This window comes from Rhodococcus sp. 05-2254-6, from assembly GCF_002258565.1.
In the GTDB taxonomy this organism is placed as follows: Bacteria; Actinomycetota; Actinomycetes; order Mycobacteriales; family Mycobacteriaceae; genus Rhodococcoides.
The window spans coordinates 14,745-39,082 of the sequence record NZ_NOZF01000126.1 but is presented as its reverse complement, the minus strand read 5'-3'; the positions used below and the strand labels follow the sequence as shown (position 1 = coordinate 39,082).

Sequence of the window (24,338 nt, the reverse complement as noted above, 5' to 3'; positions counted from 1 at the left end):
TACTCGAACACAAGGAACCGTCACGATGCTGACAGAGCTGGACGACCCCGACACCGACATCGCTGTCCGCATCGACGTGCACGACGCTGGGGGTACCAAAACGTGGCACCCCCAGCGCGACGGTCATCTCCTCCTGAACGCCGATCCCGCGGCGTCGACGCACCTCGCACACACCCTCGCCGACACCCTCAGCGGCCACTCTCCGCACGTATGGATGATCACTGGCCCGTCCAGAACCCCCACGTTCTCGACCACCGCGGACACCGACCCGGACCCTGTCGACATCATGGATTCCGTTTGGCGATTCACAACCCAACGCAAAACTCTGATCGACAACGGTCAAGCCACAACCCACGACTTCACCCCCGCATACCTCGTCATCGACTCCCTCGAAGGCGTCGTAGACACCCTCCGCCTCACCTGCAACCGCAGTCTCCAACTCCTGTCCGTCCTCGCTCACCGCGGACACCGCGCCAACGTCTACCTCGCCACGATCACCGATCTCAACGCCCCACGCATCTCCGAAGCGTTGCGGAATTTCGCTGAGCCTCGTCTGCGAGACCGGGACTGTCTGAATAACGGTTGATCCGCTGACCTTGCGTGGCGCGGCCTCACGGAACCGGTGCCTGGTCAATCACGCCACGGAACGAAGGTGGGATTCGAGCGTTCTGATCCGTTCCCGGCCTCGGCCGATGTCGTAGCGGGAAGCTCCGTGCGGCAAAGCAAACTCGATGTTCAGTCGACCGCCATACCCATGGACGATGTAAACAGGAAAGGAAAACCCAGCTGGCGCGGGCCGGCAGTCCTCGAGTTTGAGTCCTGCGGGCGATCGCAATGGTGGAACCGTGCCTCCATTGGTGCAACGAACCTCGTTGGGTTCAGGCAACAGCACTGCCATCTTCGCGGCTGTCAGGGCTTCACTTTGGAGGTGGCCGGCGGCGAGATCGATGTGCAATTCCTCATTTAAACTGCGAGCCAGATCCACGATTTCTACGGACTCGGCCGTAGCCCGATAGACGGGGAAGCCGACAATATTTGTTCCCGCGGTGGAATCCACTGCAGGTGTGACGTGAGGCCTGAGGTCCACAATAAAATGGTAGGCGATGTCGGCGAGCCGAACACTTCTCAGATCTGACTCGGTCCGCATGATAGCGGCAGATACTAGGCCGTTTACCGTAACTCCATGGTGACGTCCGAAGTCGATGAGCCCGGTCGTGACTCGCCTGCTCAAACGACAACGCAGTTGGGTCATCGCACGATGTGGCTCGGTATAGCCAGCCGTCGGCGGCCTGTTTAATGCCGACTCTAATGGTTCGTCATTGCCGACATCGGGTGTGTCGATTCCTCTCTCGGAGAACAGCTTTTCCAGCGACTCGGGATAGCCATGAACAACCGCGTCAGGGGTCTTTCCTTCCACAATGTCGGTGTAGAAAGACCACAGATCGCTGAGCAAATCTACAGAATGGCGACCGTCGGCTATGCAGTGGTGGGTTAGTAAAGTCACACTCGCGCAGGCGGAATCGCCGACGACGTGTAGCCCGGAAAGGGCGCGGCCCGCACTGAGGTTCACCCCGCTCAGCGGCTGACCGGGATCCCCTGTGTGCACGCTGAGGCCGGGCAGCGGACCGGATGGTTTGACGATCATATGGTCTCCATCGATCGTCTCCACGTGCGCAGCCAACACAGGATACGAGCGTCGCAATGTCGCAAATGCCGCCGAGAGCCCCGATATGTTCAAATCGCCGCGAGCCCGCACCGAATACCCGATGAAAACTCCCAAGTCGACGTAGAGCGCCTCACTGGGAGCGAGCCCCCGAATAGAGTAATCCACAGTCACCACAAATTCCTGTCACTTAAATTGCTGTTCGATAGGGGACGTGCAGCTCGATGATCACGAGCCCGGCACCACCAGGAGCGTTTCTGATCATGGGATGGCCTCGGGAGATGGCGCGAACGAGCACCAAAACTAGAACTCACGAAGGTTGTCACGTAGATACACCGACGAATATCCCACCCGCGTTCGCCCAATTCGTTGTAAAGCTGGCACGAGGCCGTCGGTAATCTCAGCGATGAATCGGCGGGTGAGCGAGTTCGACCCGGTATAAATCAAGAATCCGTCACCGCCTACCTCGTCGACGATCTCCCCCATGCGCTCCGCTACGTGATCAGGCGTCCCCACCAGTTCGATAGACGGAGCGAGGTAATCAATGGTCAGCTCGCGCAGAGTTTTACCGCTACCGTGCTGCAGGAAGCTCTCCAGTGATGACTGCTCGCCATTGGTTGTCAAGTCTTGCGGAGGTACTTCGTCGAGCGGAAACTGAGAGAAGTCGATGTCGGTGACGAAAGACAGTTGCAAAAGAATGTTTTCGATGGCCCGGTCGCTGGTCATTCTCCGTTTATTCGCGGCCTGAGCCTCATCCATAGTGGCACCGAGTACTGGCATCGCGATGAAGAGAACCTTGATGTCGTCAGGGTCTCGACCGTGTGCCTGCGCCCGGTTACGGACATCGTCACGAAACTCCCGCATCGTCTCCACGGTGTTGACGTTGGCAACAATCGAGTCGGCGTACTTCGCGGCGAAGTCGCGGCCCTTGGGGGATCCGCCAGCTTGGACGAAAACTGGTTGCCCATTGGGTGGGTGCACCGTGTTGAGCGGACCCGCCGAACGGAAATGCTCCCCAGTGTGGTTCACTGCCCGAACAGTGCCGGGCGCAACATAAGTCCCTGACTCGCGGTCACGGACGATGTTGTCTCGATCCCAGGAATTCCATAGATCTCGGACAAGGTCGACGTACTCATGTGCTACCTCGTAGCGCTTGTCGTGCGGCAGCAGACGATCCATGCCGAAGTTGCGCGCGGCCTGATCTTGACCGGTGGTGACGATGTTCCATCCAAAGCGCCCACCAGCGATGTGGTCGACCGTAGAGACAGTGCGTGCCAGCATGTATGGGGGATAGAAGGCCGTCGACATCGTAGCGATTACGCCTATGCGGTCGGTCGCGGCCGCGATCACCGACGCCAACGGCACTGGGTCGTGTTTCGGCACCCACAGGGCGTGTTTCAGGTACGCATCGAAGGATCGCCCGTATGCATCGGGTACCGACACCGTGTCCTCGAACATCATGTAGTCGAATCCTGCGCGCTCTAGCGACTTCGCCATCTCGACATAGAATCGGCCATCCCATGGCTCTTCAGGCGGCGAGAAGTCGCCGGTGAAATCGTTAGCAAAGAAACCGACAAACCAGCCTAGGTGAAATTTTCGTACAGACATCGACGTGCCTCCAAATTTCGTATACGGACGAACTGGGTGGAACGTGAGCGATATAGAATGCACCGAGGACGGAGCAGATCTACCGGCCAGGCAGAAGTCCCACTAATTAGGGTGAGCGAATGGCCGCGATAGCCCCCTCGATGTCTTTGCAGACGATTACGCGAGACCGGGTTGCGGGGGTGATAAATCCTTCGACGGCAGCGTGCTCGATGTAGGAGAGCAAGGGGCGGTAATACTCGTTGTCGTTCAGCAGTACACAGGGTTTATTGTGAAGCCCCAGGTGTGACCACGTAAGGACCTCGAAGAACTCTTCTGCGGTTCCGACACCGCCGGGGAGGGCAATGAATGCGTCACCGAGTTCGGCCATGAGAGCTTTGCGTTGGTGCATGTCATGGACGACGTGTAGTTCTGTCAGTCCATGATGCGCAGCCTCGGGTATCGCAGTGAAGCTCTCAGGGATCACGCCAACGACGGTTCCGCCGGAGTCCAAGGCCGCGTTCGCGAGGGTGCCCATGAGGCCGACTCGGGCGCCACCATAAACGAGGCGCAGCTTCGATCTAGCAATCGCACGCCCCATCCCCTCTGCGAGCTGTCCATATTTGGTCCCGCGCCCTGGCATAGCTCCGCAGAAGACCGTGACGCTCTTGGGGGTCGGGCGGGCCTGTGCCGAGACCGTAGTCGCGGGCATTGGTCGAAGGTTCATCAGTCGAATGACATTCTGTATCCAGGGGCGAGGATCCTGTATGGGTCGAAGCGACGCTTAGCCCGTGCGATGGCCTGCCATCGCGAACCGAAGTGCGTACACCAATCTCCCGGTGACATGGGGACAGCATTGACTGCGTAGGCCACCCCGCCTACATCCCGAGCCTGTTCATAGAGCAGGCGGTTGCTGGCAATCATTCGGGCTTCGGCCCCTGGGGATGCTGTTCGAAGTACGGCCAACATGAAGAATGTGTCGCAGTGAGGAATCGGAATGAACGGTGCGGTGATCGGTGTTGTTGGAATCGGGTAAACCATGATCAGCCCGGAGTTTCCTAGGTCATCCGTCAATGAGGAGCTGGTAGTTTCGATGAACTGCTCGATCTTGTCTGCCGGGATCAGCAGGCTGGCCCATGGATGTGGATAGAACCACTCACCTGTGTGCCGAAGATCAAGCTCCTGATCCGCCATACGGTTGATAAAGTCACCATAATCTACGTCCGAGTTGTATTCGGCGCACGAATCGTATTGGAGCGATGACAACAGCGCATCGTCGTCTGGCCTTCGTGGTGGGGTGAAGTACTTGGCTAGGTCCAGTCGATAACGTAAGTGGCCGTCGGCATCGACACGAATTCGTCCTTGTACATGGTCGAATAGTCTGTTGGACATGGCGCGGAGTTGGTCGCCAAGGAATACGCCGAGGTTGGAATACTGCAATTTGTACTGTCGAACCGACTCGTGAGCAGCGGTCAGACGGATTGTCGCGTTGACGATTACGCCGAATTGACCGAGGCCGCCGCGCACGGCGTCGAAAAGTTCACTGTTCGATACGGCGGAGCATTCCCGAAAATCTCCCGATCCGGTAACTACAGCAAGAGAGTCCACGTTGTCGGTTTGCAAGCCAAAGCCGTGACTCGATCCCCCGAAGCCTCCGACCGAAAGCGTTCCGCCGACGGTGGTCCCGAGATAGTCGGTGAGTACCGGAGGGGCTTGCTGGCGGCTGAGCGTGGCAGCGACCACGTCGCTCCATCGCACACCCGCATCGATCGTGGCCTGCCCCGATCGAACGTCGTGGACGGTGTTGAACCTTTTCATGTCCAGCACGACTCCGCCATCTGCCTGGCATTGCCCGTAAGTCGAGTGTCCGGATCCGCGCACCGCGAGCGATAGGTTCCGCGCCGCGGTGTAGCGCAGGGCTTCCTGCACGTCGGCCACGGTCCGTGGCACGACAACGACGGACGGTTTCGCATGGATGCAGTTTCCGAAATCAGCCCCGGCGGATGTCAGGTGCACGTCGTCGGTGTGCCAGATCCCGCTCATCTGGCGGTCACACCTGGGGCACCGAAGGTTCTTAAAAATATTTCCTGCTGAAGGACGCCGTGCTCGACATACCGGCCACCCATTGATGCCGCCAGTTCGTCGAGCACCTCCGTGGTGAGGTCTCGGTTGGCCAACTCCTCTGGTGTTACGGAATGCGTGGCGCACCAGTCGAGTACACAGTCCAGACCCGCAACCGAGGCTATGAAGTTGTGCTGATCGCCTAGAACCCACGCTTCCGCCAGTTCGGTGAGTAAATTCCTGCCCGTTGAATCTCCCCGTAACATTTGTCGTGCCCTTGCGCACTGCTGGGCAAAGTAGTGTTGCCTATCAGGAATAGGCATAACATTCACGACAGCTGGGAACGGTAGGTTGGATATCGTTTGCGCGAATCGAAGAATGAGCGATATCGAACCGCCCTCCATTACCACCGCTTCGCCGCGATCAACGTACGAGGTCAGTACTTTTATCAGCCGGTCAAAGGCCTCGTCCGGATCGAAGTTGCCCTGATGTATGGTCCGGTTGTCGAGCCAAACGCGGTTGAGCCCTTCCACTTTCGCGTCGAACGCTCGACCACTGGTGACCAGGAGATCGGAGTAACACTGGATACGGTCGGCAACAACAATCGGAGCCGAGTGACTCAATGCCAACTTGCTCGCTTCGGCGCTCTTTCCAATTCCGGTGGCACCGACGATTGCGTATACGCCGGGTTCCCATCGCACCCGATCAAACCTTGCTTGCGTCTGTGCCATGGTTGATTCCTTCATCCCGATTCCTTTCTCTCGCGGGTCGTGCTCAGCCGAGGAAGGAATTGATCGAATTACTCAGGGAACGGGCGTCAAGTCCGTGAATGTGGTCGTGGTCGTCGGGGGTTCCGTAGTGGCGATCTTCCATCTCACGTCGAACGCCCAGGGAGAGCAGCCGATGGGGATGGCTGACGAGACTGGACGAGACTTGGTGCGCCGAGGTGCCTGCCAGATAGGGCTCGACCAACACGACGTTCGGACGGTTCACGGCTTGCACCGCGGCACACAGGCCCGTGGCGTCGAAGGGGCGAATCGTCGCCGCGTAGAGGATGGTTACGTCGAGCATGGAGGTTGCCGACAGCACCGCATCTAAACAGGGCCCGACTGCGAGGACGACTCCGCGGGTGCCGTACTTGATAGGTGTGAACGATGTCCCTCGGACCGCATGGGGGTAACGGTTGACCTGACTCGACAGCCGTAGGTAGACCCGTCCATCGCCTGGTAGCGATTCGAGGAGAAGATCGGCGGCCTCCTGTGGATGGCCTGGCACGTGAACTGTCCAGTTGGGCATCGAATCGATGACGGTGATATCGCCCGGGGTGAAATGGGAGAAGGCGAACTCCGACAAGTCGTAGGAGGCTCCCCAACTGACCAGGACTGCGCCGACATCTTGCTGGGCGAAGTTCAGCTTTATTTGTTCAAGAGGCCGCTCGACGAGAAAGGCGGCGACTGTGTGTACCACGGGTCGCATGCCACACATGGCGAGCCCGCCGGCTACCCCCATCATCAGCTGTTCCCTGATCCCTACGTTGATCACGCGGTTGGGATCTGCGATCGCGGCCGCTTTGAAGAGGTGGGCTCCGATGTCGGCCAGCACAACTACGGCGCGGGGGTCTGTTTCCAATGCACCAGACATGGTCGTTCCGAATGCGGTCCACATGTCAGTGTGGTTGAAGGACTTTGGTTCTTGCGTGTCTGCGGAATTCATGGCGATTCATCTCTGCTGAATGGACGAACGGGCCGATTGCCGAGTAACGGTGGCGACCACCGCGAGCGGTCTGTCGTTGTGATCTCGATTCAGTGCCGCAGCGATCTCCTCATGGTCAGCACCGTTGATGTTGATTGTGTCCCAACCCTCACCGTCGAACCGTTTATCGATTCCATGCGGCCAACCCATACTTGCCGTGCCGTTGTCCAGGACGATGACCGTCAGTTGGTTCAAGCGCGCGCGTCCTGCAAAAGCCATCGCCTCGTGGTTGCTGCCCTCATCGAACTCTCCATCGCCGATGAGCACGAAGACTCTCGGTGCGTGACGATTTTGTATACGGAGTCCCATCGCGACGCCCACTGCGAGCGGCAAGCCATGGCCGAGCGAGCCACCCGACATTTCTACACCCGAGATTTTGGTTCGATCCGGCGCGAAGCCGAGTGGTGAGTTCTTTGTCGCCCAGGTATCGAGGAGCTCTGGTCGGAGGAACCCTTTGGCCGCAAGTACCGCGTAGTAGGCCATCGGGCCGTGACCTTTGGACAGCAAGAAGCGGTCCCTGTCGTCGTCGTCGGGGCTCTCGGGGGATACGTTGAGGATTTCGTCGTAGAGTACCCACAGCACGTCCATCGTCGATGAGGATGAGAACGAGTGCCTTTCGTCTCCCCGCATACGGGAGATCAGAGCAGGCAGATCGTCATAGCTGAATTCGGTTGGCTCTTGTCGCATCGCATTCTCTTCGAAGCGGATAGCAGTAGCTGGGCAGGAACGTGCAGCCGCGCGTACCAGCGAATGGTTGTCTGGGGAAGGTTTGTCCACGAGCAATGTGACTGTGCCGTCGTTACTCTGCTCGAAGACCTCGGGCGCGACGAGCACGCACTGACCGGAGCCGAAACACCTCCGCTCGTTCACGACGACTTTCATGACCGCTCGCTTCTCACCACGTCAGCTGTAGTTCTTCGAGGCCGAGAACAATGCTGGCGGAGCGGAGCCGAACGTCGTGCGAGGGTGAGAGGGCTAGGTCGGGAAAGCGCCTCAGTACCGCCGGCACGGCCGTGCGCAGGGTCATCCGAGCGAGTGAATGCCCAAGACAGAAATGGACGCCATGCCCGAAGGCGAGGTGACCGGCTACTCCCCTGGTGATATCGAGGTCGTCGGGTCTGTCCGTCAGATTGCTGTCGCGATTAGCGGCCAATAGGGACGGGATGACGAAAGATCCTGCCGGAATGGTCACCCCGGCGATTTGCACCTCGGTTACTGCCATGCGCGGTGGCTGCGAATGGGCGACCGACAACCACCGCAATAATTCCTCAATTCCGGAATTGACGCAGTTCGGGTCCTCGATCATCATGGCGGCTTGTTCCGGGTGATGCAAAAGGGCCAGTACACTGAGGCCGATCATGCTTGCTGTGGTCTCGTGTCCACCGAGCATGATCAGACTGATGATGCTGATAAGTTCGTCGGTGCTGAGGTTGTCGCCAATCTTGCGCGCCAGAATTCCCAACAAGTCGTCACCGGGTTGTTCCTGCGCACGGGTAACCAGGGTGGCCATGTATCGACGGTCTTCTCGCTGGGCAACCGCTCGTTGTTCTGCAGATGCCGACAGATCCAGGAGGCGTGCTGTTCGATCTCGCAATTCGTCGCGATCGGCATAGGGCACTCCCAACAGCTCACACAGTACGAGCAAAGAGACTGGTAGCGCGTAACGGTCCATAAGGTCGGCGGGTTGCCCGGCTTGCTCGAGACCATCCAATGCACTGTCCACTATCTCTGCGATGCGCGGCTGCAGGCGACTGAGCCGGTGCACTGAGAACTCCGCAGCAAGGATATGACGCAAGCGGGTGTGGTCGGGGGGATCGAGTCCGATGAGGTTACCGGCGCGCATGGCGGCTAGTTCATCTTCAATCACATCGCCGCCGCTGGGTATTGCGAACATTGGCGTGTGGGCGTTGCTGAACCGGTTTGAGTCTGCGAAGATTCGCCGGACGTCTTCGTAACGGCAGACGAGAAAAGCCGGGGCCCCGTAGAGTTCTCCTACTGGGATAACACCGTCGCGGTCACGGACCTGGGCGAGCTCTTCGGTCGGGTTCAGGCCGTTGCGTCGCATTTCTAAAGGTAAATCAGCCGTTCCGGCCATACCGGAATCCCTTCGATTGTTTGTAGAAGGACGAAGTGGCGCGCCGATGCCGAGGATCGCTGGCGCGTGGATAACTCGGATATCTCAGGCCACCGCTACAGACGCTCGCACGCGATAACCAAGTAGTCGATGCTGCGTTCGCGGAAGCCCTGGAGGAATGGTTCCTCGACACCTGTGCGCAACGCTGCCTGGTTGCGCAGGTCCCAGTACGGGATGGCTTCGTCGGTGTATCGCTGAACGTGATACGGCACCAGACCATTTGCTGCCAGAGTTTGGAAATAAGTACTGCGGGTGTGCATAGCGCACTGATATTCTTCGTCGATCAACCGTGATGCCTCGGAACGCTCAGCAACTACGTCGTTGCGGCACCAGGTGACTGCGACATAGCGGCCGCCGGGGCGCAGCAACCGGGCGAACTCGGTGAACGCCTCCCCTAGGTCGACACACATCGTGGTTTCGTTGGAGACGATGTAATCGAAGGTGTTGTCCTCGAAGGGGGCCTGAACCATGTTTGCGAAGTGGAATTGCACACGGTCCGAGCTCCCGCGTTCACGGGCCAACTTCTCTGCGAACTCGACATGGTGAGCGCAGTAGTTCACCCCGTCTACCCGGCAGCCGAATCGATCAGCGATTGTGAAGGTCGTTCCGCCTCGCCCCGATCCCGCGTCCATGACACGAGAGCTCGGTGAGACCTCCCCTAATGCATCGACGATAAGGTTGATTTCCAGCGACTCCATCCGGTGAAGTTCGCGCAGGATCAGTGACTCCCGCAGCTCCGCAGGTGCAGCGAGTACAGAGTGATCGTAGTCACCGATTCCGTAGTGGTGGTGGTACAAGCCGTCTTCAGTGCCCAGCAGCAGGTTGATATCGTCGGATTTTTTGGCATCCCAGTAGCGGCGCTGCTGTACGTCATGCTGGCCGAGGACTGCCACGTCGAGGTTCGGCATTTCAGGCTCCTTCAAGTTTGTGGTTTCCGGGTGGATGTCTCAGATGCGTTCGGCCGCAATCACTAGGTAGTTCAGTGAACCGTCGCTGTAGCCGCTGAGGAACGCATCCTCAACGCCGGTGCGGAGTTTGCTGTTGTTGCGTAGCTCCCAGTACGGCATAGCTTCGTGTGTGTACTGAGCCACGCGGTACGGAATCAGGCCGTTTGCCGCGAAGGCCTTGAAGTAAGTGCTTCGGCGGTGCATTCGGCATACGTAATGTTCATCGATCTGCCTTGTCGCGTCCGAGCGTGGGTCGACTGCGTCGTTGCGGCACCAGGTGGTCATTACGTAGCGACCGCCCCGTCGCAGTAGGCGGGAGAACTCGGCCATTGCTTCGTACGCGTCGGCGTACATCGTCGTCTCGTTTGAGACCACGAAATCGAAAGTGTGATCAGGAAATGGTGCCTGCAGCATGTTCCCGAGGTGGAATTGAACGCGGCTATCCCAACCGCGTTTGCGTGCGATCTGCTCGGCGAACGCGACGTGATGTTCGCAAAAATTGACGCCGTCGATTCGGCTCTCCGTCGCTCCAGCGAGACGAAAAGATGTTCCCCCGCGACCTGACCCGGCATCCATGCCGCGAGAGTTGGGCGGCAAAGGACCGAGGGCGTCGAGGATCAGTCCGACTTGATCATTCTCCATTCGATGCAACTCTCGCAAAATCGCGTTCTCTCGCTCCTCACCTACGGAATCCAGAATAGAGCGGTCGAAATCGCCAATCGCGTAGTGATGGTGGTAAAGATCATCATCAGCGCCCAGTAGGAGATTGATGTCATCGGTTGTTTTAGCGTCCCAGTGAGCTTTCAACTCACGTTCATAGCTATCGCGCGCATATTGATCTGCCGAGATCATCACAGTCTCCTTCTTCGGTTCTCCCCATCATTTCTGTATCTCAAGTCGACATGTCGAATGAACCATTGCGACCTGCAAGGTCGGCGACTTGATGATGTCTTCGACGCTACTTATCGAAATTAATTGCGGAAATACCTCCACAGCTCTTCGTCGCGAAGCGACAAAACTTTGGCACCGTGCGACAAGTGGGGTCGAAGTCCCCTACGGGGTCCAGTGCAGGTAGGCACCCATCTGCGCCGGCCGTGAGGAGACCATGGAAGCCGCAACCGGCCAACGATCAAGTCCTCGGAGTCGGGCCCTCCAAAGTCGACAACGACTACAGCCACGTCTACCGCGAGAACCCGCAGATCAATCGTCTTATGCCGTGAAGGCGATGCCCCGATCGGCGCGAGTGCGCGCGGACGTGACGGAGTTGCGTGGTAGCTACCGTGGACGGATAGCCGGACCGTCACTACCTCGAGCAAGGTCAAGAATTTTGTCTTGATGAATCCGTCACCCGGTCGTGTACTTGTTGCCCAGCGAGTTCGATCACGTCGACGCGGCGCGCCGGTACGAGAACCTTCGTTCCGGTCTTGACCACTCGGAATTGATCGGTGGATGTGTTCTCGAATTAGCTGGGTTCCGCGTAAAACCTTCTGAATTCCGAAGGCGAGCAACCCTTCAACTCGCGAAATAGCCGAGAAAGTCTCGACTGGTCACTAAGCCCCCACCGCGCACTGATGTCGCCTATCGGTATCTGTTGTAAGCTTGGGTCGATCAAATCGGCAGCGCACCTTTCAATGCGCTCATATGCTATATAAGCGGACAGAGTTCGCTCCTCTCGCTCGAAAGCGCGATGCAGCTGACGAACCGATACATGTAGTTTGCGCGCGAGTAGGTCGGGATTGAGCGTGGGATCAGAAAGATTCTTCTCGATCATCAAGCGCGCCGTCGCTACGAGGCCGGATTGCTGGTCAGGCGGTGCGTGGCCATGGGGCGGGTGCATTCCTTCCCACGCCAGTAATCGAACGGCTGAGATGACATTATGAGCCGTGAACGTGTTCAGCATTCCAATTTCTCTCGAAGTAGAATGTAAAGTATCTGAGAGTATTTTCCCCGTACCTTCAGCGTTTGGCACAACGCGAAGACCTCGACCCGAGGCGGCGTCGAAGTCTTCTCTTGAGCCCACCCTCTGCCGTAACGTGACTACCGCTAAACAGCTGGCACGGGTTACAGTCATTGTATAACTGTAATCGCTATAGTATAGGCCAATGCCTCCACTCTTCAGCGATATTTGGACGCCGTTCTGCGACAGAATTACTTCGCCCGATAAGACGTATTGAATCCTCACGGAGAATCGTGGATCGGCTTCGAGATCAACCTGTCGACGAGTAATTTCTCCTGGTCCGCACCGAATCGACGCTAAGCTGTCCCCATCGACTATTCGCGCAGTGAGTCGTGTCATACACTGTCGTTCAGGCGCGTGACACGCGGTTCCGTACACGGTGTACAGCTCGTGACTACGCTCTTCGCTAGATGCGTGGTCGGAAGTTTTGATCAGAGTTGTGGCATTGCGGTCGTTATGGGCATTGTCTCGGAACCTTTTTGAAGGTTCTCTATCGGTTGCAGCCATTTTCGCCCCCCGGCGCGAATCGTGTTCGGTCTTTAATTTGCTCATGTCCAGAGTCCGGCAGAACCGGCAACATCAACGGCCACAGGCGACGTGCTGTAACGGCTTCGACAGGTCGAGGCGTCGAGGCCGGATGCCCACTCCACGTTACTGCGGCCTGTTGGTGAAGTGATTGGAGTGATCTCTATGTGGTGTAGTCCGCGTTTATTCGAATGTATTCATCGGTGAGGTCGCAACCGAACACTCTCCAGGTGTCGGTGCCGATTCCGAGGTCTACGTTGATCTCGACGGTGGCAGTTGCAAGGTGTTCACGAACCACCTCGACGGTGTCGTGCTGGTCGAGTGACGAGCTCGGATACACATCGATGTCCGCGAATGCGACTCGGATTCTGTCGGGTTCTATGTCCACCTCGTTGCTACATTTTCCGATAGCCATGAGAACTCGACCCCAGTTGGGGTCTTCACCGTGGATCATCGTCTTGACCAAGGGAGAGTTGATGATCGACTTCCCGACCACGCGCGCTTGGCGCTCGCTCGATGCACCCGAGACCGTAGTGACGATCAGCTTGGTCGCACCTTCGCCGTCGCTGGCAATCATTTTCACCAGATCCGTGCACACTTCCTCGAGAGCCTGCTCGAACTCGGTATCGGGTACCGGGCCGGCGGCACCATTGGCGAAGACCGCCGCTGTGTCGCTGGTGGAGGTGTCGGTGTCGATCGAGACCGAGTTGTAGGTGCGGTCGACAACGTCACGAAAGATTCGGTTGAGCGTGTCCTGGGGGACGTCGGCGTCGGTGAAGACAAACGACAGCATGGTCGCCATGTCCGGTTCTATCATCCCGACGCCCTTCGCGATTCCAACGATGGTGCTGGTGCCGACGGCTCGTTCGGAGACCTTGGCGCGGGTGTCGGTGGTCATGATCGCTCGGGCCACCGCGTGCGCGTCGAGTGGTGTTCCCTGGCCGAGCCCGTCGAGTCCGGCGCGGATGGTGTCCATCGGATATTGCACTCCGATGACTCCGGTGGAGGCCATTATCAGGGCATCGGGTTCGATTCCTACGGTTCGTGCGACGGATGCGCGTATCTCGCTGGCGTTGCGGAGCCCTTCCGCGCCGGTCGCGACGTTGGCGTTCTTCGCCAACACGAGGACCCCGCGCGGACTGGTCTGCTCGATCGAGGTCTTGCTCAAGGTGACGCAGGGGCCCGCGAACAGTGACTTCGTGAAAACGACCGACGAGGTGCACGGCCTGTCGGAGATGACCATGGAGAAGTCGTCTTTACCTTCGTCTGCCAGTCCTAAATGGGTTGTCCAGCAGTGAAACCCTTGTGGGGACGCGGCGCTCATGTCTGCCCTTTCTGATCCGTGTGATGTCGAACTCAGGACGCTCTGCACCATGCCAGCAATGCGCGCCGGTCGGGCTTGCCGACAGACGTTTTCGGCCAGTCGGACATCAGAGTGATCTTTCCGATGAGACCGCAGCTGTTCATCACTTCGGTGACGCGAAGGTGGATTCGTCCGAGGTCTGCCCCGGTGGGTGCCAGGCGGCACAGTACTGTCGTCGGTGTGTCTGCTCCTGTGGCCGTTGGGGCGAAGACGACGACCTCGTCGACCTCGTCGAGTGCGGTGATCTCGTCGACCAGGACGCCTGCCGAACAGAGTTGACCGTGGTTGTTTGTCCATACGTCATCGATGCGGCCCAGGACGTTGATGGCACCGTTGTCGTGGACCATCACCGCGTCCCCGCTTCGATACCAGCCGTCCGTGAATGCGCTCTGTGTACGGTCCGGGTGTCCCCAGTAGCCTTCGGCTCGGTGCGCTCGGCGGAATTCGGGCTCGCCCACTCGATAGGTATCTGCGTCGATTCCGTGGATGGGGCGCACTCGCATCTCCACCCCGGGTAGGGGCCGCAGTTCGGCCGCGCTCTGCAACTGTGGCCGCAGATCTGCGCACATGATGCCGCACTCGGTGGCCCCGTAGAGCCTGCGTAGGTGGACCCCGCACCGCTGGTGGATCAGTCGCGCAGTGGTCGGCGTCAGGAGAGCCCCGCCCGTCAGTGCGGTGGTCAGGTGTTCACCCATTCGCTCCGATGCCGCCGGTGACGCTGCGATCGCGTCGTAGTGCGAGGGAAGGGCGCTCATATAGGTACCGTTCCAGTCGCAAATCGCTCTCGCGTGGGCAGAGGCCGGGAGACCGGCGTCGAGGTGCACCGTGGGTGCTCCCGAGAGCAAGCCCGCGAGAACGTGAACGTCCATCCCGTGCGCGAAATCGAGGGGGTGGATGTTGATGATCACATCGTCGGCTGTCAGACCGAGCTGCTGGCACCAGTCGGTGCGGTCGGCGAACAGCGATTCCTCGGTCCAGTACACCCATTTCGGCTCACCACTCGATCCGGATGTTTCGAGGATTCTTCCTCGCACGGTGTCGTGCTCGGTCACGTCGCATTGACGCGTTGGGTTGCAGTATCGGAGCTTTCGGGTTGCTGCATCGAACACGGAGGCCAGTTCGGGCAGGTCGGGGTCGATGTCGTGGTCGGTAATGGCGTGCCAGCGGCGGCCCAGTGCGCTCAGTCGGTCCCATGCTGGATGCCGCGTCCGGCTCGCCAGGTGCACGCCGCCGGCGGCCATCGTTCCCAGTAGTGCTGCAACGAAGTCTGCGGCCCCGGGGTGATGATCGACGACGACCACGTCGCCTTCGTCGATCACCGGTGCCAGTGCATCACGCCATGCCATCGCCGCGGCCGACAGCTCCCCGAACGTCGTATGGCGTCGTCCCTGGTGAAGTGCGTCCTGATCCTGTTGGGGCATGCTGTTCAGTGCGGCGAGGAACCCTCGCGCGTCAGACATTGATCTGTCCTCGGAACAAGTGTCTGACGCTGCCCGGTTCGATCGTTGTCCGCCCGTGCAGAACCTGTTCGTTGTCGAGGACGAGAAGATCACCCGGGGCCCAGTCGTGCGAGTAGAAGCTGGTACTGCCCCGCAGGTAGGAGTCGAGCCGTGCGAAGACGGCCCGGCTGTCTTCTTCGGTCGAGCCCGCCAGACGGACCGACCATCCTGCGGGGGTGGTCCGTTCCTCGGTGAACGGGAGTGCCACGTTCAACCGCGTTGTCCCCGTTGCTGATCGCACTGCAGGTGGAATCGACAGCCAGCGGTGCGCGACGTCGGGAAAGTGGGATTGGTCGGTGACGTAGTACTCCCAATCCACGTCGGTCACCGTGCTCAGGTCCGGTGGGAGTGTTGCATCGAGTAGATCCGATTGCAGACAGAGTTCTGTGCGTCCGGATCCTGTGGGCTGATCGACTGCATTGCAATACAGCGCAATGTATTTGGGACAGGTCCCGACAAGTGTGCCGTCGGTGTGCAGAGGCAGGGCACTGCGCCCGGTGACGACGCGGTCCGGTAGCGGGCTTGCGTCGAGATCGAGCAGACCTGCGCTTCCGGTGCCGAACCGATGTGTGGCGAGAGTCCCGAGCCCCTGCACGAAGACCTCGAAGTCGCTTCTGCCGAAGTCGACGTCGCCGACCAGAGCGAATCCATCCCGGGTGGCCACTGCCGCGAGATCTCCGGGATCGGTGGCCGTCACCGCTGCTCACCGCCGACCGCAACATCGTGGTTTCCCAGAGGGACCTCATCGAGGGTCTGTGCCCGGATTTGGGCACAGACGGCAGCCAGTTGTTCTCCGAGCGCGCCGTCCAACCCTGCTGACAAACCCGCCCCTTGGTGGATTGCGACTTTTCTCCCGAACGCAGTCTCACGGGGCAGTTGGTAGGCCGCGAGCTCGCGGAGGTAGTACTTTTCGATGCCGTCGACGGTCTTCAGCTGAGCGGGGACACTCTGTTGAAGGTGCAGTAGAGCAGGACTCCAGTACGGGTGGTACATGCGCGGCCCTGGGGTGAATTGGCCGGTCACCATCATTCCTGATGCGCTGGCGTCGTCGATACGTTCGTTCAGATCGCCGGCGACTGCGCCCATACCGAAATCGCTTCCGGCGTTGAGCAGATCGCTGCCGAGTCCGGTCACGAGGTCGGCACCACATGCTCGCGCCAACTCGAAGGCCACTGTCACCAGCAGATGCACGGTGATGACTTCTGCATCATCGGATTGAGTGTGCTGCATGCACGGGTAGATCGCCGCTGTCGATTCCTGTGCGGTGACGTCGATGACGTCGAGCGGCAGACCGACGTGGCGCGCTGTTCGAGAGGCACCGTCGATTTCGTCACCCCAGGGTGTGCGGAGGGTCAGTGCACGGACGTCGGCACCGGCCCTCCACAAGTAGGAGGCGAGGAGTCCGGAGTCGACACCACCGGAGAGCAGTAAGCGAATGGGACGACCCGACGATGCGATTTCCGTTGCTGCAGTGCGTAATCCATGGTCGAGCCACCCCATGGCCTGTTCGAGCGAACACCCTGGGACACCGCCCGACGGCGACGATCGGGGGACAGCGCGGTGCACCGACAACTCTCCGTCGGCGGAGCAGACCAGAGTCGTCCCGGGGCGAAGTGCCGTGGTGGTTCCTGCGCGGTGACCGACACTCGCGGCGGTCGCCGCGAATTGCGCTCCCACCGCCCATGTCCGTGCATCATCGGTGCGGGAGAGAAAGACTCGGCATTCGCCGTGCAGCGGCGTCGTGATCATGACTGTTCCGTCGTTGCGGTTCAGAACGGGGCCGGTATGTCCGCCAACACGGCGGATGCGGCCGCTGTGCGAAAAGACGACCCACCCATGATCGGTTGGGGTCATGGGTTGTCTCCGACAATTGTGCGCATCTTCTGTTGGGCCGCATCGCCTGCAGCGAACCCCGCTCGGTGGCCGGCTATTGCTGCAATACGGGCTCGTTCCATGTCGAGCAGCAGATCGTGGTTGACGAACGCCTTGGTGCGGGCAAACGGCACCGATTGGTACTCGGCCAGTGCCTGTGCTCGGGTGCATCCTGCAGCGAGCGGGTCACTATGGGCTGCAACGAGTTCATCGAGGAGGCCGTCGGAGAGTGCGGTGGTACCGAGCCATCGATCGCACCCGATGATCATTCGATTCGCCACGGCAGGCCCTACTCGGCGTTGCAGGAGCGGAGCTCCGAGTATGCAGGAGATACCCAACTTGAGCTCGGGCATACGGAGGTCCGACGTCGACGTTCCGATGCGCCAGTCGGCGCACAGTGCCAACTGAAGACCGATGCCGATGCAGTATTTGTCGATGACTGCCACGGTCGGTTTCGAGATCGACAGAACTGCTCGATACATGTCCACGCAGGCGTCGATCCATCGGTTGACCTCGGAGCCTCCCGTGAAGTCCTTGACTTCGTTGAAGTCACCGCCGACACCGAAGGATCGACCGTCTCCCCCGTACAGAACCAGCCCCTCGACATCCGGGGTGTCCCCTAGCTGCCAGACCAACTCGGTGATGCCGCGCATCTTGTCTGTGGAGAACGTGTTGTGTCCTTCACCGTCGAATTCGATGATCGCCAAGGGGCCGTTGCGAACTGCAGTACCGCCATGGGCTTCGGGCGACCTGGGCCGATCGTGGGGCTCGTGGGTGGCGGAGGGTGAGTGCAGTGTTCTCACGCTTCGACCAGCTCCCCACGCTTTCGGCGGTCTGCGTCGAGGGCGCGGCGTGTGTAGAGACGTTGTCCCCATTGTTCGCTGTGATCGGCGCTGATAGCGGTGCCGTTGCATATTGTGGTGACGATTCGATGGAATTGAGCCAGTGCGGCGGCGGCGGTGCGTTCGCTCAAGCTCGTCTCGGATTCGCCTGGGACGATGTCGAATCGGTCGACTGCGATGATCGGACCGCCATCTACCTTCGGGGTGATGATGTGGCAGGTGGCCCCGAATTGCGTCTGGTTGTCGTCGATCGCGTAGCGATATCCGCCGATCCCTCGGTAGTTCGGGGTCGCCGGGTGGAAGTTCACGGCCAGTTCCCGCACTCGATCGAGTGTGGCCTCGGACAGGATGAAGTCCGATTTGAAGGACAGAAGCAGGTCGCACCCGTGCCACTGATCGAACGATCGAGTTACTGGATCGCCGTAGTCCCAGGCAAACCAGTCGACGTCGGCGAATCTGCGGCGGAGAAAGTCGTGGGCGAGTTCGCCCCACCGTGATCCGTCGGAGATGAGCAGAACAGAGCGGGTGTCTTTCATCGAGTGACAACTCCTTCGGTGAGTGGGAGAGCCCAGCAGTACGCGAATCCGGCACCTGCTTCGTGTAGAAAGGTGTCTGCCTCTTCGTAATCGGCCAGAGCCGAGCTGTATCGGCCGTATTTCGGGGACGTCCGGCCGATGCATCGAGCGGAGCCCTTGTACAGCTCGACGGTCACTGTGCCCGTCACGCGGTGAGCCAGACGGGCGCAGTAAGCATCGAGTGCTGCACGCAGATCGGTGAACCAGTAGCCGTAGTAGACCAACTCTGCGTACTGGTCGGCGATGGACCGCTTGTGGTGGAGCGTCTCTCGGTCCAGTACGAGTGCTTCGAGATCGGTTCGTGCAGCGAGAAGAACTGTTGCAGCGGGTGCTTCGTAGATTCCGCGGCTCTTGAATCCGACGATGCGGCTCTCGAGAATTTCGGTACGCCCGATACCGTTCGCGGCCGCTGTGTCCCCGAGTTCGCTGACCAGGTCGATCAGGTCGAGCTTGCGGCCGTCGAGAGCGACGGGGATGCCTGCTTCGAACTCGATCGTGATCGTTGTTGGACGATCCGGTGCCTGCACCGGCGCGGTCGTGATCTGCCATGCATCGGGCGGTGGAGCGTGGTCGATGAGGTCGAGATCCCCGCACTCGATGCTGGTGCCCCAGATATTGGTGTCGATGCTGTACGGCGTCGTCTTGCTGACACCCACATCGATACCGTGACGATCGGCGTAGGCAATTTCGCTACCGCGGGAGGTCATTTCCCAATCGATGACAGGTGCGAGGATGTCGAGCTCGGGAGCCAACGCCCGCACGGAGGTGTAGAACCGGACCTGATCGTTTCCCTTGCCCGTGGCACCGTGAGCGACTGCGGATGCACCGCGTTCGCGAGCGATGCTGACCAGCCGCTCGGCGATCAACGGTCGAGACAACGGTGCAGCCAGAAGATATTTTCCCTCGTATGCAGCGCCGGCGGCGAGAGCCGGGATTGCATAGTCGTGGAGGAACAGGTCTCGGACGTCTTCGACGATAACTTCCGACGCGCCGGCCGCGGTTGCGCGCTTCGAGACGGCCTCGAGGTCCTCGATTTGGCCGAGGTTCGCGCAGTACGCGATGACCTCGGTCTGATAGCGCTCTTTGAGCCAGTGCACGGCAACGGATGTGTCCAATCCGCCGGAATATGCCAGGACGATGCTCATACCCCGACCTCCATCGCGAGTTCGGGCACGCTCACGCCGCCGACGACGGATCGCGCTGCTCGTAGGCATTCCGCCTTCGCCTCCCAGAGGCGGGTTCTGGCTTGCCGGATTTCGGCGAGTCTGTCGGTCACGTCGGCCAGGCCTTGCTCCTGCTGTTCGGAGACCCGCGTCGGTCCGGTGGATCCGGCAGAGATGTAGCTGCGCAGTGTGTGGAGCGGATCGCATATCTGCTTCATGTCGACCTCACTGATGTCGATGTCGTGTTCCTCGCGGAGGAAAGTGGTGGTGAACGCGACGTTGCGCAGGGTGTGACCGGCTGCGAGGGCGGCGTTGACGAGGTCACCGGTGATGCGGTGGGCTGTGCGGAAAGGAACGTCGAACCGAGAGACCAAGATGTTGGCGATCTCTGTCGCGGTCGAGAAGTTGTCCCAGCACAGGGCTCTGCCGCGAGCACCGTCGAACGCGGTGTGCAGGTTCTGGCGTCGGCACAGGCGAATGGTGTCGAGGTACGTATCGAGGGCGCCCCAGTAAACCGGTTTGTCCTCCTGCAGGTCGCAGCTGTACCCGAGACCGACCGACTTCTCCATCACCAGCAGTTGCACCAGCGCACCCACCGCGCGACCGGACTTCCCTCGCGCCAGTTCTGCAACCACCGGATTCTTCTTCTGCGGCATGATCGAGCTACCGGTCGCGAACGAATCGTGCACTTCGGCGAGAGCGTATTCGTTCGAGCTCCAGGTGACGATCTCTTCCTGCATGCGAGATAGATTCACAGCACCGCTGGCAGCTGCGCCCGCTACTTCGACTGTCCAGTCCCTCGTCGACGTCGCATCGAGCGCATTGACCATCGGTGCATCGAACCCGAGAAGCCGGGAGGTGTAATCGCGGTCCAGGGCGAATGTAGTTCCGGCGAGCGCACACGCGCCGAGCGGATTGATGTTGATGCGCTTCCAGGCATCCATCAGTCGGGAGGCATCACGCAGCAAGGCCTGTGCGTGCGCAGCCTTCCAAAATGCTACCGAAATCGGTTGCGCTGCCTGCGAATGCGTGTAGCCGGGTAGAACTGCTTCTCGTTCCGACTCGGGGCACCCGAGCAGATCCTGCACGAACATGAGCAGTTCTTCGCTGGCATCGAGCAGCCACTCGCGGGTGACCATGCGTGCGTCGGTCTGCACCTGATCGTTTCGGGACCGTGCGGTGTGCATGCGGCCGCCGACGGGTCCGATCCGTTCGATGAGCATGAATTCGGTGTTGAGGTGCACATCTTCTTGTCGGACGTCGAGCTGCAATCCACCGTCGGCTCGGCTGCTCTCCATGTCGAGCAGCCCAGCGAGAAGCGCTTTGGTGTCGGGTTCGGTGTTGATTCCCGCGCGACCGAGCATCAGAACATGAGCGATGTTCTGCCACAGGTCGTGTTCGAGCATTCTGCTGTCTACCGATGCTGTCTCTGTGTAGCGAAGTACATCGTCGGTGATATCGGTGGAGAATCTTCCACCCCAGAGCTTTTCGCTCATTGATCGGTACCCCTCTGTGTGCGTGATGGTTCGGTTTCGGTACAGGAAAGTTCGGGTTAGGGCACGGCAAAGCCAAGACCTGGCGGGATTGGACGGCCCGGGGCGCGGACCCGGGCCAAGGCGTCGTTACACAATCAAGTCAGGTCGGGCTCGGGTCGAGTAGTTGAAAGAGCGAAGGGAGAAGGGCTCGGACGGCGGGGGTGTTTACTCGAAGGCCAGCCGGACGCCGAATCCCACCAGAACAACACCCAGTCCACGCTCGAGCCACGCCCCCAAGCGGCCCTTCTCCAAGAACCGGCGAGCGGACGAGGCAAGAAGTGCGTACGAGGACAGACATATCAGCGCCACCACGAACTCGATCGACATGAGCAGCATGGACCAAACGAAAACGTTCCCGTCGCGCGGAATGAACTGCGGCAGCACCGCCAGGTAGAACGCACCCATTTTCGGATTCAACAGGTCCGCGACGAAACCGGTCATGAACGCTCGCGACCACTTCGGCTGGTGCGCGTTGTAAGTCGCGGCATCGACGTCGGTGAAGCTGCCCTTGCGCTGCCAGATACTCTGAATTCCTAGAAACACCAGGTAGGCGGCACCTGCGATACGTACCGCGTCGAATGCCCCGGGGACGCTGGTGAGCAAGGACGCCAACCCCACGGCCGCAGCGATGCCCCAGGCCATCGACCCCGTCGCCGCACCCAAAGCTACGGCGATGCCGTGACGCACACCGCCGGTAAGCGAGTGCTTGACCGCCAACATGACGTCAGGACCTGGGATTATTCCGAAGACGATAGCGACGGGGAGATAGGCCAGAACGGGGTTGTTCACGGCAAGAACGGTACGACCGCTCCAGCATCGATGCACGTTTCCTAAGTATCGCTGATCTAGGTTTAGTATTTGTGGATGTACAACCACGATCAGCTCGCCACACTTGCCGCGATCTGCGATTCAGGGTCGTTCGAGGGAGCTGCAACGGCGTTGCACATCTCGTCTTCTGCAGTCAGCCAACGCATTACCGCGCTCGAACGAGCGTCGGGGGCCGCGCTGCTACAGCGAACCAGGCCGGTACTACCCACCAGAAACGGGCAAGCCCTGCTCCGACTCGCGCGGCAGATCGAAGTCCTCACCGTCGACGCCGACGCTGAGCTACGCGGCGGCTCAACGACAACGAATACTGCTGCACCGCTGCGCTTTTCACTTGCTATCAATGCCGATTCGGTCTCGACGTGGTTCCAACCGGTGATGAAAGCGATAGCCGTCGACCGACGGATACTGCTGGACCTCCACATCGAAGATCAGGACCATACAGACGCTCTACTGCGTCAAGGCGCGGTCATGGCCGCCGTGACGACCTCACGCACCGCAGCACCTGGCTGTACGGTCGAACCGCTCGGAGCCATGGTCTATTGGCCCGCGTGCGCACCCTCACTCATTCGCGACGCCGACTCCGACGGTTGCGATCCCAGCCGCCTCCCGATGCTGCGATTCGACAAAAAGGACGACCTGCAACACGCCTATCTACGCAAGATCAAGGCGCACCGTGAGCCCCCGATCCACTACCTCCCATCGAACCGCGAATTCCTGACTGCAGCTCGACTCGGACTCGGGTGGGGCGTGCTACCGGAAGGACAAATCGCACGCGACCTCGCCGACGGGACACTCGTTCACCTCGACCCCGACCACAACGTCACCATTCCCCTGTATTGGCAACGATGGCACCTGCCATCCGAAACCCTCGACAGAATCACAGGCTGGGTACGCGATGCTGCACATAACGCATTGATCGACACACCCAAAGAACGAAAAACAGCGAACCGTCCCCCAGGTCATGCGGTGACCGGCGCGGCAACACCGGAACCTGCGTGAGTCCGGCGGTCATCGGTCCAGCTGTGACGGCTAATTGCACACCCTGATTGGACCAAAGTTGCGGCGATGCACGCCGGTCGCATGGTCCGCCGCCGGGTGCGCGCCTAAGGTCGCCGATCGCTGACCGAGCATACGACGCGGGGCGTTGAGCCTCGACCGAATGCTCCACCACGCATCGAAGTATCGATCGGCGCGGATCCCATAGTGTACGAAAAGCAGTGATTGCTGGCAGCACAACTGAAAAACGTCAAAACAGCTACTGCTGCAGCTTTTTTCAGACTGGGAGTACGCACGGCCTGCGGCGGCGCGGGTCTCTGTTCCGTCAGGGTGAGGCGAGTGCCTCGGACAGGTAACGAATCAGTGCCGCCTTGAGCTCGGTCACGAGCTGGTCCTTCTTGTTAGTTTTTTCTGCGGCGATGACGGGCATCATTCCGCGGGTGATCTGCAAGGCCACCAGCGCGTGGAGGTCGATGCGTTCGCTGGACAGGGTCGGTGCGAGTGCGGCCAAGGTCTGGGCGACCCTCTGGGAGAGTTCGCTCTGCAATGGTACGACTGCGGTATACAGGGCAGGCTGGGTATCTGCTCGCGAGAACAGTTGCAGGAAAGCCGGATTGGCCGCATTGAAGGCGACCATATTGTCGACGGCCCGGTCGATGAACTGCGGTAGAGATTCCACGAAGCCGTCCGGTCGCGGATCGACCGCGGCCGATTGGGCGTCGGTCAACTCCACGACGTAGCGTTCCGCCAATGCTGCGGCGATGTCTTCCTTGTTTCTGAAGAACTGGTACAGCGAACCCGGTGACATGCCCGATTTGCTGGCGATAGCGTTCGTGGTCGCTGCGTCGAACCCGACTTCTCCGAACAACTCCTCCGCACCGTCGAGGATCGCAGCGATGCGCTTGAGTCCGCGATCCTGACGCTTGGGTGCAGGAGAGGTAGTTGGCGTCGAGGTATTCGGCATGTGAACTCCAGGCTTTCCGGTAGACAAGACGAGCTTTCGCTCGTATTCTCGCAAATCACGAGCAATCGCTCGTATCCA

General features: G+C 59.9%; 23 protein-coding genes. 2 read left to right on the top strand and 21 right to left on the bottom strand.

All coding sequences use genetic code 11. The features are described from left to right. Nucleotides 1–25: 25 nt before the first annotated feature. Entirely contained in the window at nt 26–586 is a 561-nt protein-coding gene (locus CH256_RS16180) for a hypothetical protein (protein ID WP_015586139.1), read from the top strand. Between the two features lie 48 nt (nt 587–634). Here CH256_RS16180 and CH256_RS16175 read toward each other — a convergent pair whose 3' ends face one another. The 20 genes from CH256_RS16175 to CH256_RS16080 form a co-directional block, all read right to left on the bottom strand. Continuing rightward, nucleotides 635–1,837, bottom strand: coding sequence for a phthiocerol/phthiodiolone dimycocerosyl transferase family protein (locus CH256_RS16175; protein ID WP_032365006.1), 1,203 nt, complete (start codon nt 1,835–1,837; stop codon nt 635–637). A 129-nt stretch (nt 1,838–1,966) separates the two neighbouring features. After that, nucleotides 1,967–3,271 (bottom strand): NtaA/DmoA family FMN-dependent monooxygenase, encoded by a 1,305-nt coding sequence (locus CH256_RS16170; protein ID WP_015586137.1) that lies wholly within the window; start codon nt 3,269–3,271, stop codon nt 1,967–1,969. Between the two features lie 106 nt (nt 3,272–3,377). Next, entirely contained in the window at nt 3,378–3,959 is a 582-nt protein-coding gene (locus CH256_RS16165; protein ID WP_202902193.1) for a TIGR00730 family Rossman fold protein, read from the bottom strand. 14 nt (nt 3,960–3,973) lie between these two features. After that, complete coding sequence (locus CH256_RS16160; protein WP_037192296.1) at nt 3,974–5,290, bottom strand: FAD-binding protein; 1,317 nt, start codon at nt 5,288–5,290, stop codon at nt 3,974–3,976. Then, nucleotides 5,287–6,054, bottom strand: coding sequence for an adenylate dimethylallyltransferase Fas4 (fas4, locus tag CH256_RS16155; RefSeq protein WP_015586134.1), 768 nt, complete (start codon nt 6,052–6,054; stop codon nt 5,287–5,289). The genes CH256_RS16160 and fas4 overlap by 4 nt, the downstream gene beginning before the upstream one ends. A 28-nt stretch (nt 6,055–6,082) precedes the next feature. Next, entirely contained in the window at nt 6,083–7,021 is a 939-nt protein-coding gene (locus CH256_RS16150) for a transketolase family protein (RefSeq protein WP_015586133.1), read from the bottom strand. Between the two features lie 6 nt (nt 7,022–7,027). Further along, nucleotides 7,028–7,942 carry a 4Fe-4S domain-containing protein gene (locus tag CH256_RS16145; protein WP_080730063.1) on the bottom strand — a complete coding sequence of 305 codons (915 nt, stop codon included), beginning with the start codon at nt 7,940–7,942 and terminating at the stop codon, nt 7,028–7,030. A 13-nt stretch (nt 7,943–7,955) separates the two neighbouring features. After that, nucleotides 7,956–9,155 carry a cytochrome P450 gene (locus tag CH256_RS16140; RefSeq protein ID WP_015586131.1) on the bottom strand — a complete coding sequence of 400 codons (1,200 nt, stop codon included), beginning with the start codon at nt 9,153–9,155 and terminating at the stop codon, nt 7,956–7,958. Between the two features lie 95 nt (nt 9,156–9,250). Continuing rightward, nucleotides 9,251–10,102, bottom strand: a complete 852-nt coding sequence (locus CH256_RS16135; protein ID WP_032365004.1) for an SAM-dependent methyltransferase — start codon at nt 10,100–10,102, stop codon at nt 9,251–9,253. A gap of 39 nt (nt 10,103–10,141) precedes the next feature. Next, complete coding sequence (locus CH256_RS16130) at nt 10,142–10,993, bottom strand: SAM-dependent methyltransferase (protein ID WP_015586129.1); 852 nt, start codon at nt 10,991–10,993, stop codon at nt 10,142–10,144. 610 nt (nt 10,994–11,603) lie between these two features. Next, nucleotides 11,604–11,912, bottom strand: coding sequence for a helix-turn-helix transcriptional regulator (locus CH256_RS29010; protein ID WP_368665489.1), 309 nt, complete (start codon nt 11,910–11,912; stop codon nt 11,604–11,606). 874 nt (nt 11,913–12,786) lie between these two features. Continuing rightward, nucleotides 12,787–13,947 carry a bifunctional glutamate N-acetyltransferase/amino-acid acetyltransferase ArgJ gene (gene argJ / locus CH256_RS16120; RefSeq protein WP_032365003.1) on the bottom strand — a complete coding sequence of 387 codons (1,161 nt, stop codon included), beginning with the start codon at nt 13,945–13,947 and terminating at the stop codon, nt 12,787–12,789. 32 nt (nt 13,948–13,979) lie between these two features. Continuing rightward, nucleotides 13,980–15,446 carry a class I adenylate-forming enzyme family protein gene (locus CH256_RS16115; protein WP_032365002.1) on the bottom strand — a complete coding sequence of 489 codons (1,467 nt, stop codon included), beginning with the start codon at nt 15,444–15,446 and terminating at the stop codon, nt 13,980–13,982. Next, nucleotides 15,439–16,182 (bottom strand): TauD/TfdA family dioxygenase, encoded by a 744-nt coding sequence (locus CH256_RS16110; RefSeq protein WP_015586125.1) that lies wholly within the window; start codon nt 16,180–16,182, stop codon nt 15,439–15,441. Before CH256_RS16110 ends, CH256_RS16115 begins: the two co-directional genes overlap by 8 nt. Continuing rightward, a complete protein-coding gene (locus CH256_RS16105) occupies nt 16,179–17,234 on the bottom strand; it encodes an asparagine synthase C-terminal domain-containing protein (protein WP_033188359.1) in 1,056 nt (351 codons plus the stop codon). The genes CH256_RS16110 and CH256_RS16105 overlap by 4 nt, the downstream gene beginning before the upstream one ends. 101 nt (nt 17,235–17,335) lie before the next feature. Beyond that, complete coding sequence (locus CH256_RS16100) at nt 17,336–18,160, bottom strand: enoyl-CoA hydratase/isomerase family protein (protein WP_052047791.1); 825 nt, start codon at nt 18,158–18,160, stop codon at nt 17,336–17,338. Next, on the bottom strand, nt 18,157–18,735 hold the full coding sequence (locus CH256_RS16095) for a formyltransferase family protein (RefSeq protein ID WP_032364999.1): 579 nt from the start codon (nt 18,733–18,735) through the stop codon (nt 18,157–18,159). Before CH256_RS16095 ends, CH256_RS16100 begins: the two co-directional genes overlap by 4 nt. Further along, entirely contained in the window at nt 18,732–19,919 is a 1,188-nt protein-coding gene (locus CH256_RS16090) for an argininosuccinate synthase (protein ID WP_015586121.1), read from the bottom strand. The genes CH256_RS16095 and CH256_RS16090 overlap by 4 nt, the downstream gene beginning before the upstream one ends. Further along, nucleotides 19,916–21,433, bottom strand: coding sequence for an argininosuccinate lyase (argH, locus tag CH256_RS16085; RefSeq protein WP_052047792.1), 1,518 nt, complete (start codon nt 21,431–21,433; stop codon nt 19,916–19,918). Before argH ends, CH256_RS16090 begins: the two co-directional genes overlap by 4 nt. 204 nt (nt 21,434–21,637) lie before the next feature. Further along, nucleotides 21,638–22,261, bottom strand: coding sequence for a LysE family translocator (locus tag CH256_RS16080; RefSeq protein ID WP_032364998.1), 624 nt, complete (start codon nt 22,259–22,261; stop codon nt 21,638–21,640). A 75-nt stretch (nt 22,262–22,336) separates the two neighbouring features. Here CH256_RS16080 and CH256_RS16075 point away from each other — a divergent pair, with 75 nt between their 5' ends. Further along, nucleotides 22,337–23,299, top strand: coding sequence for a LysR family transcriptional regulator ArgP (locus CH256_RS16075; RefSeq protein WP_015586118.1), 963 nt, complete (start codon nt 22,337–22,339; stop codon nt 23,297–23,299). Between the two features lie 322 nt (nt 23,300–23,621). On the opposite strand, the gene CH256_RS16070 is transcribed toward CH256_RS16075, so the two are convergent. Then, nucleotides 23,622–24,260, bottom strand: a complete 639-nt coding sequence (locus tag CH256_RS16070) for a TetR/AcrR family transcriptional regulator (protein ID WP_015586117.1) — start codon at nt 24,258–24,260, stop codon at nt 23,622–23,624. Between the last annotated feature and the right edge of the window lie 78 nt (nt 24,261–24,338).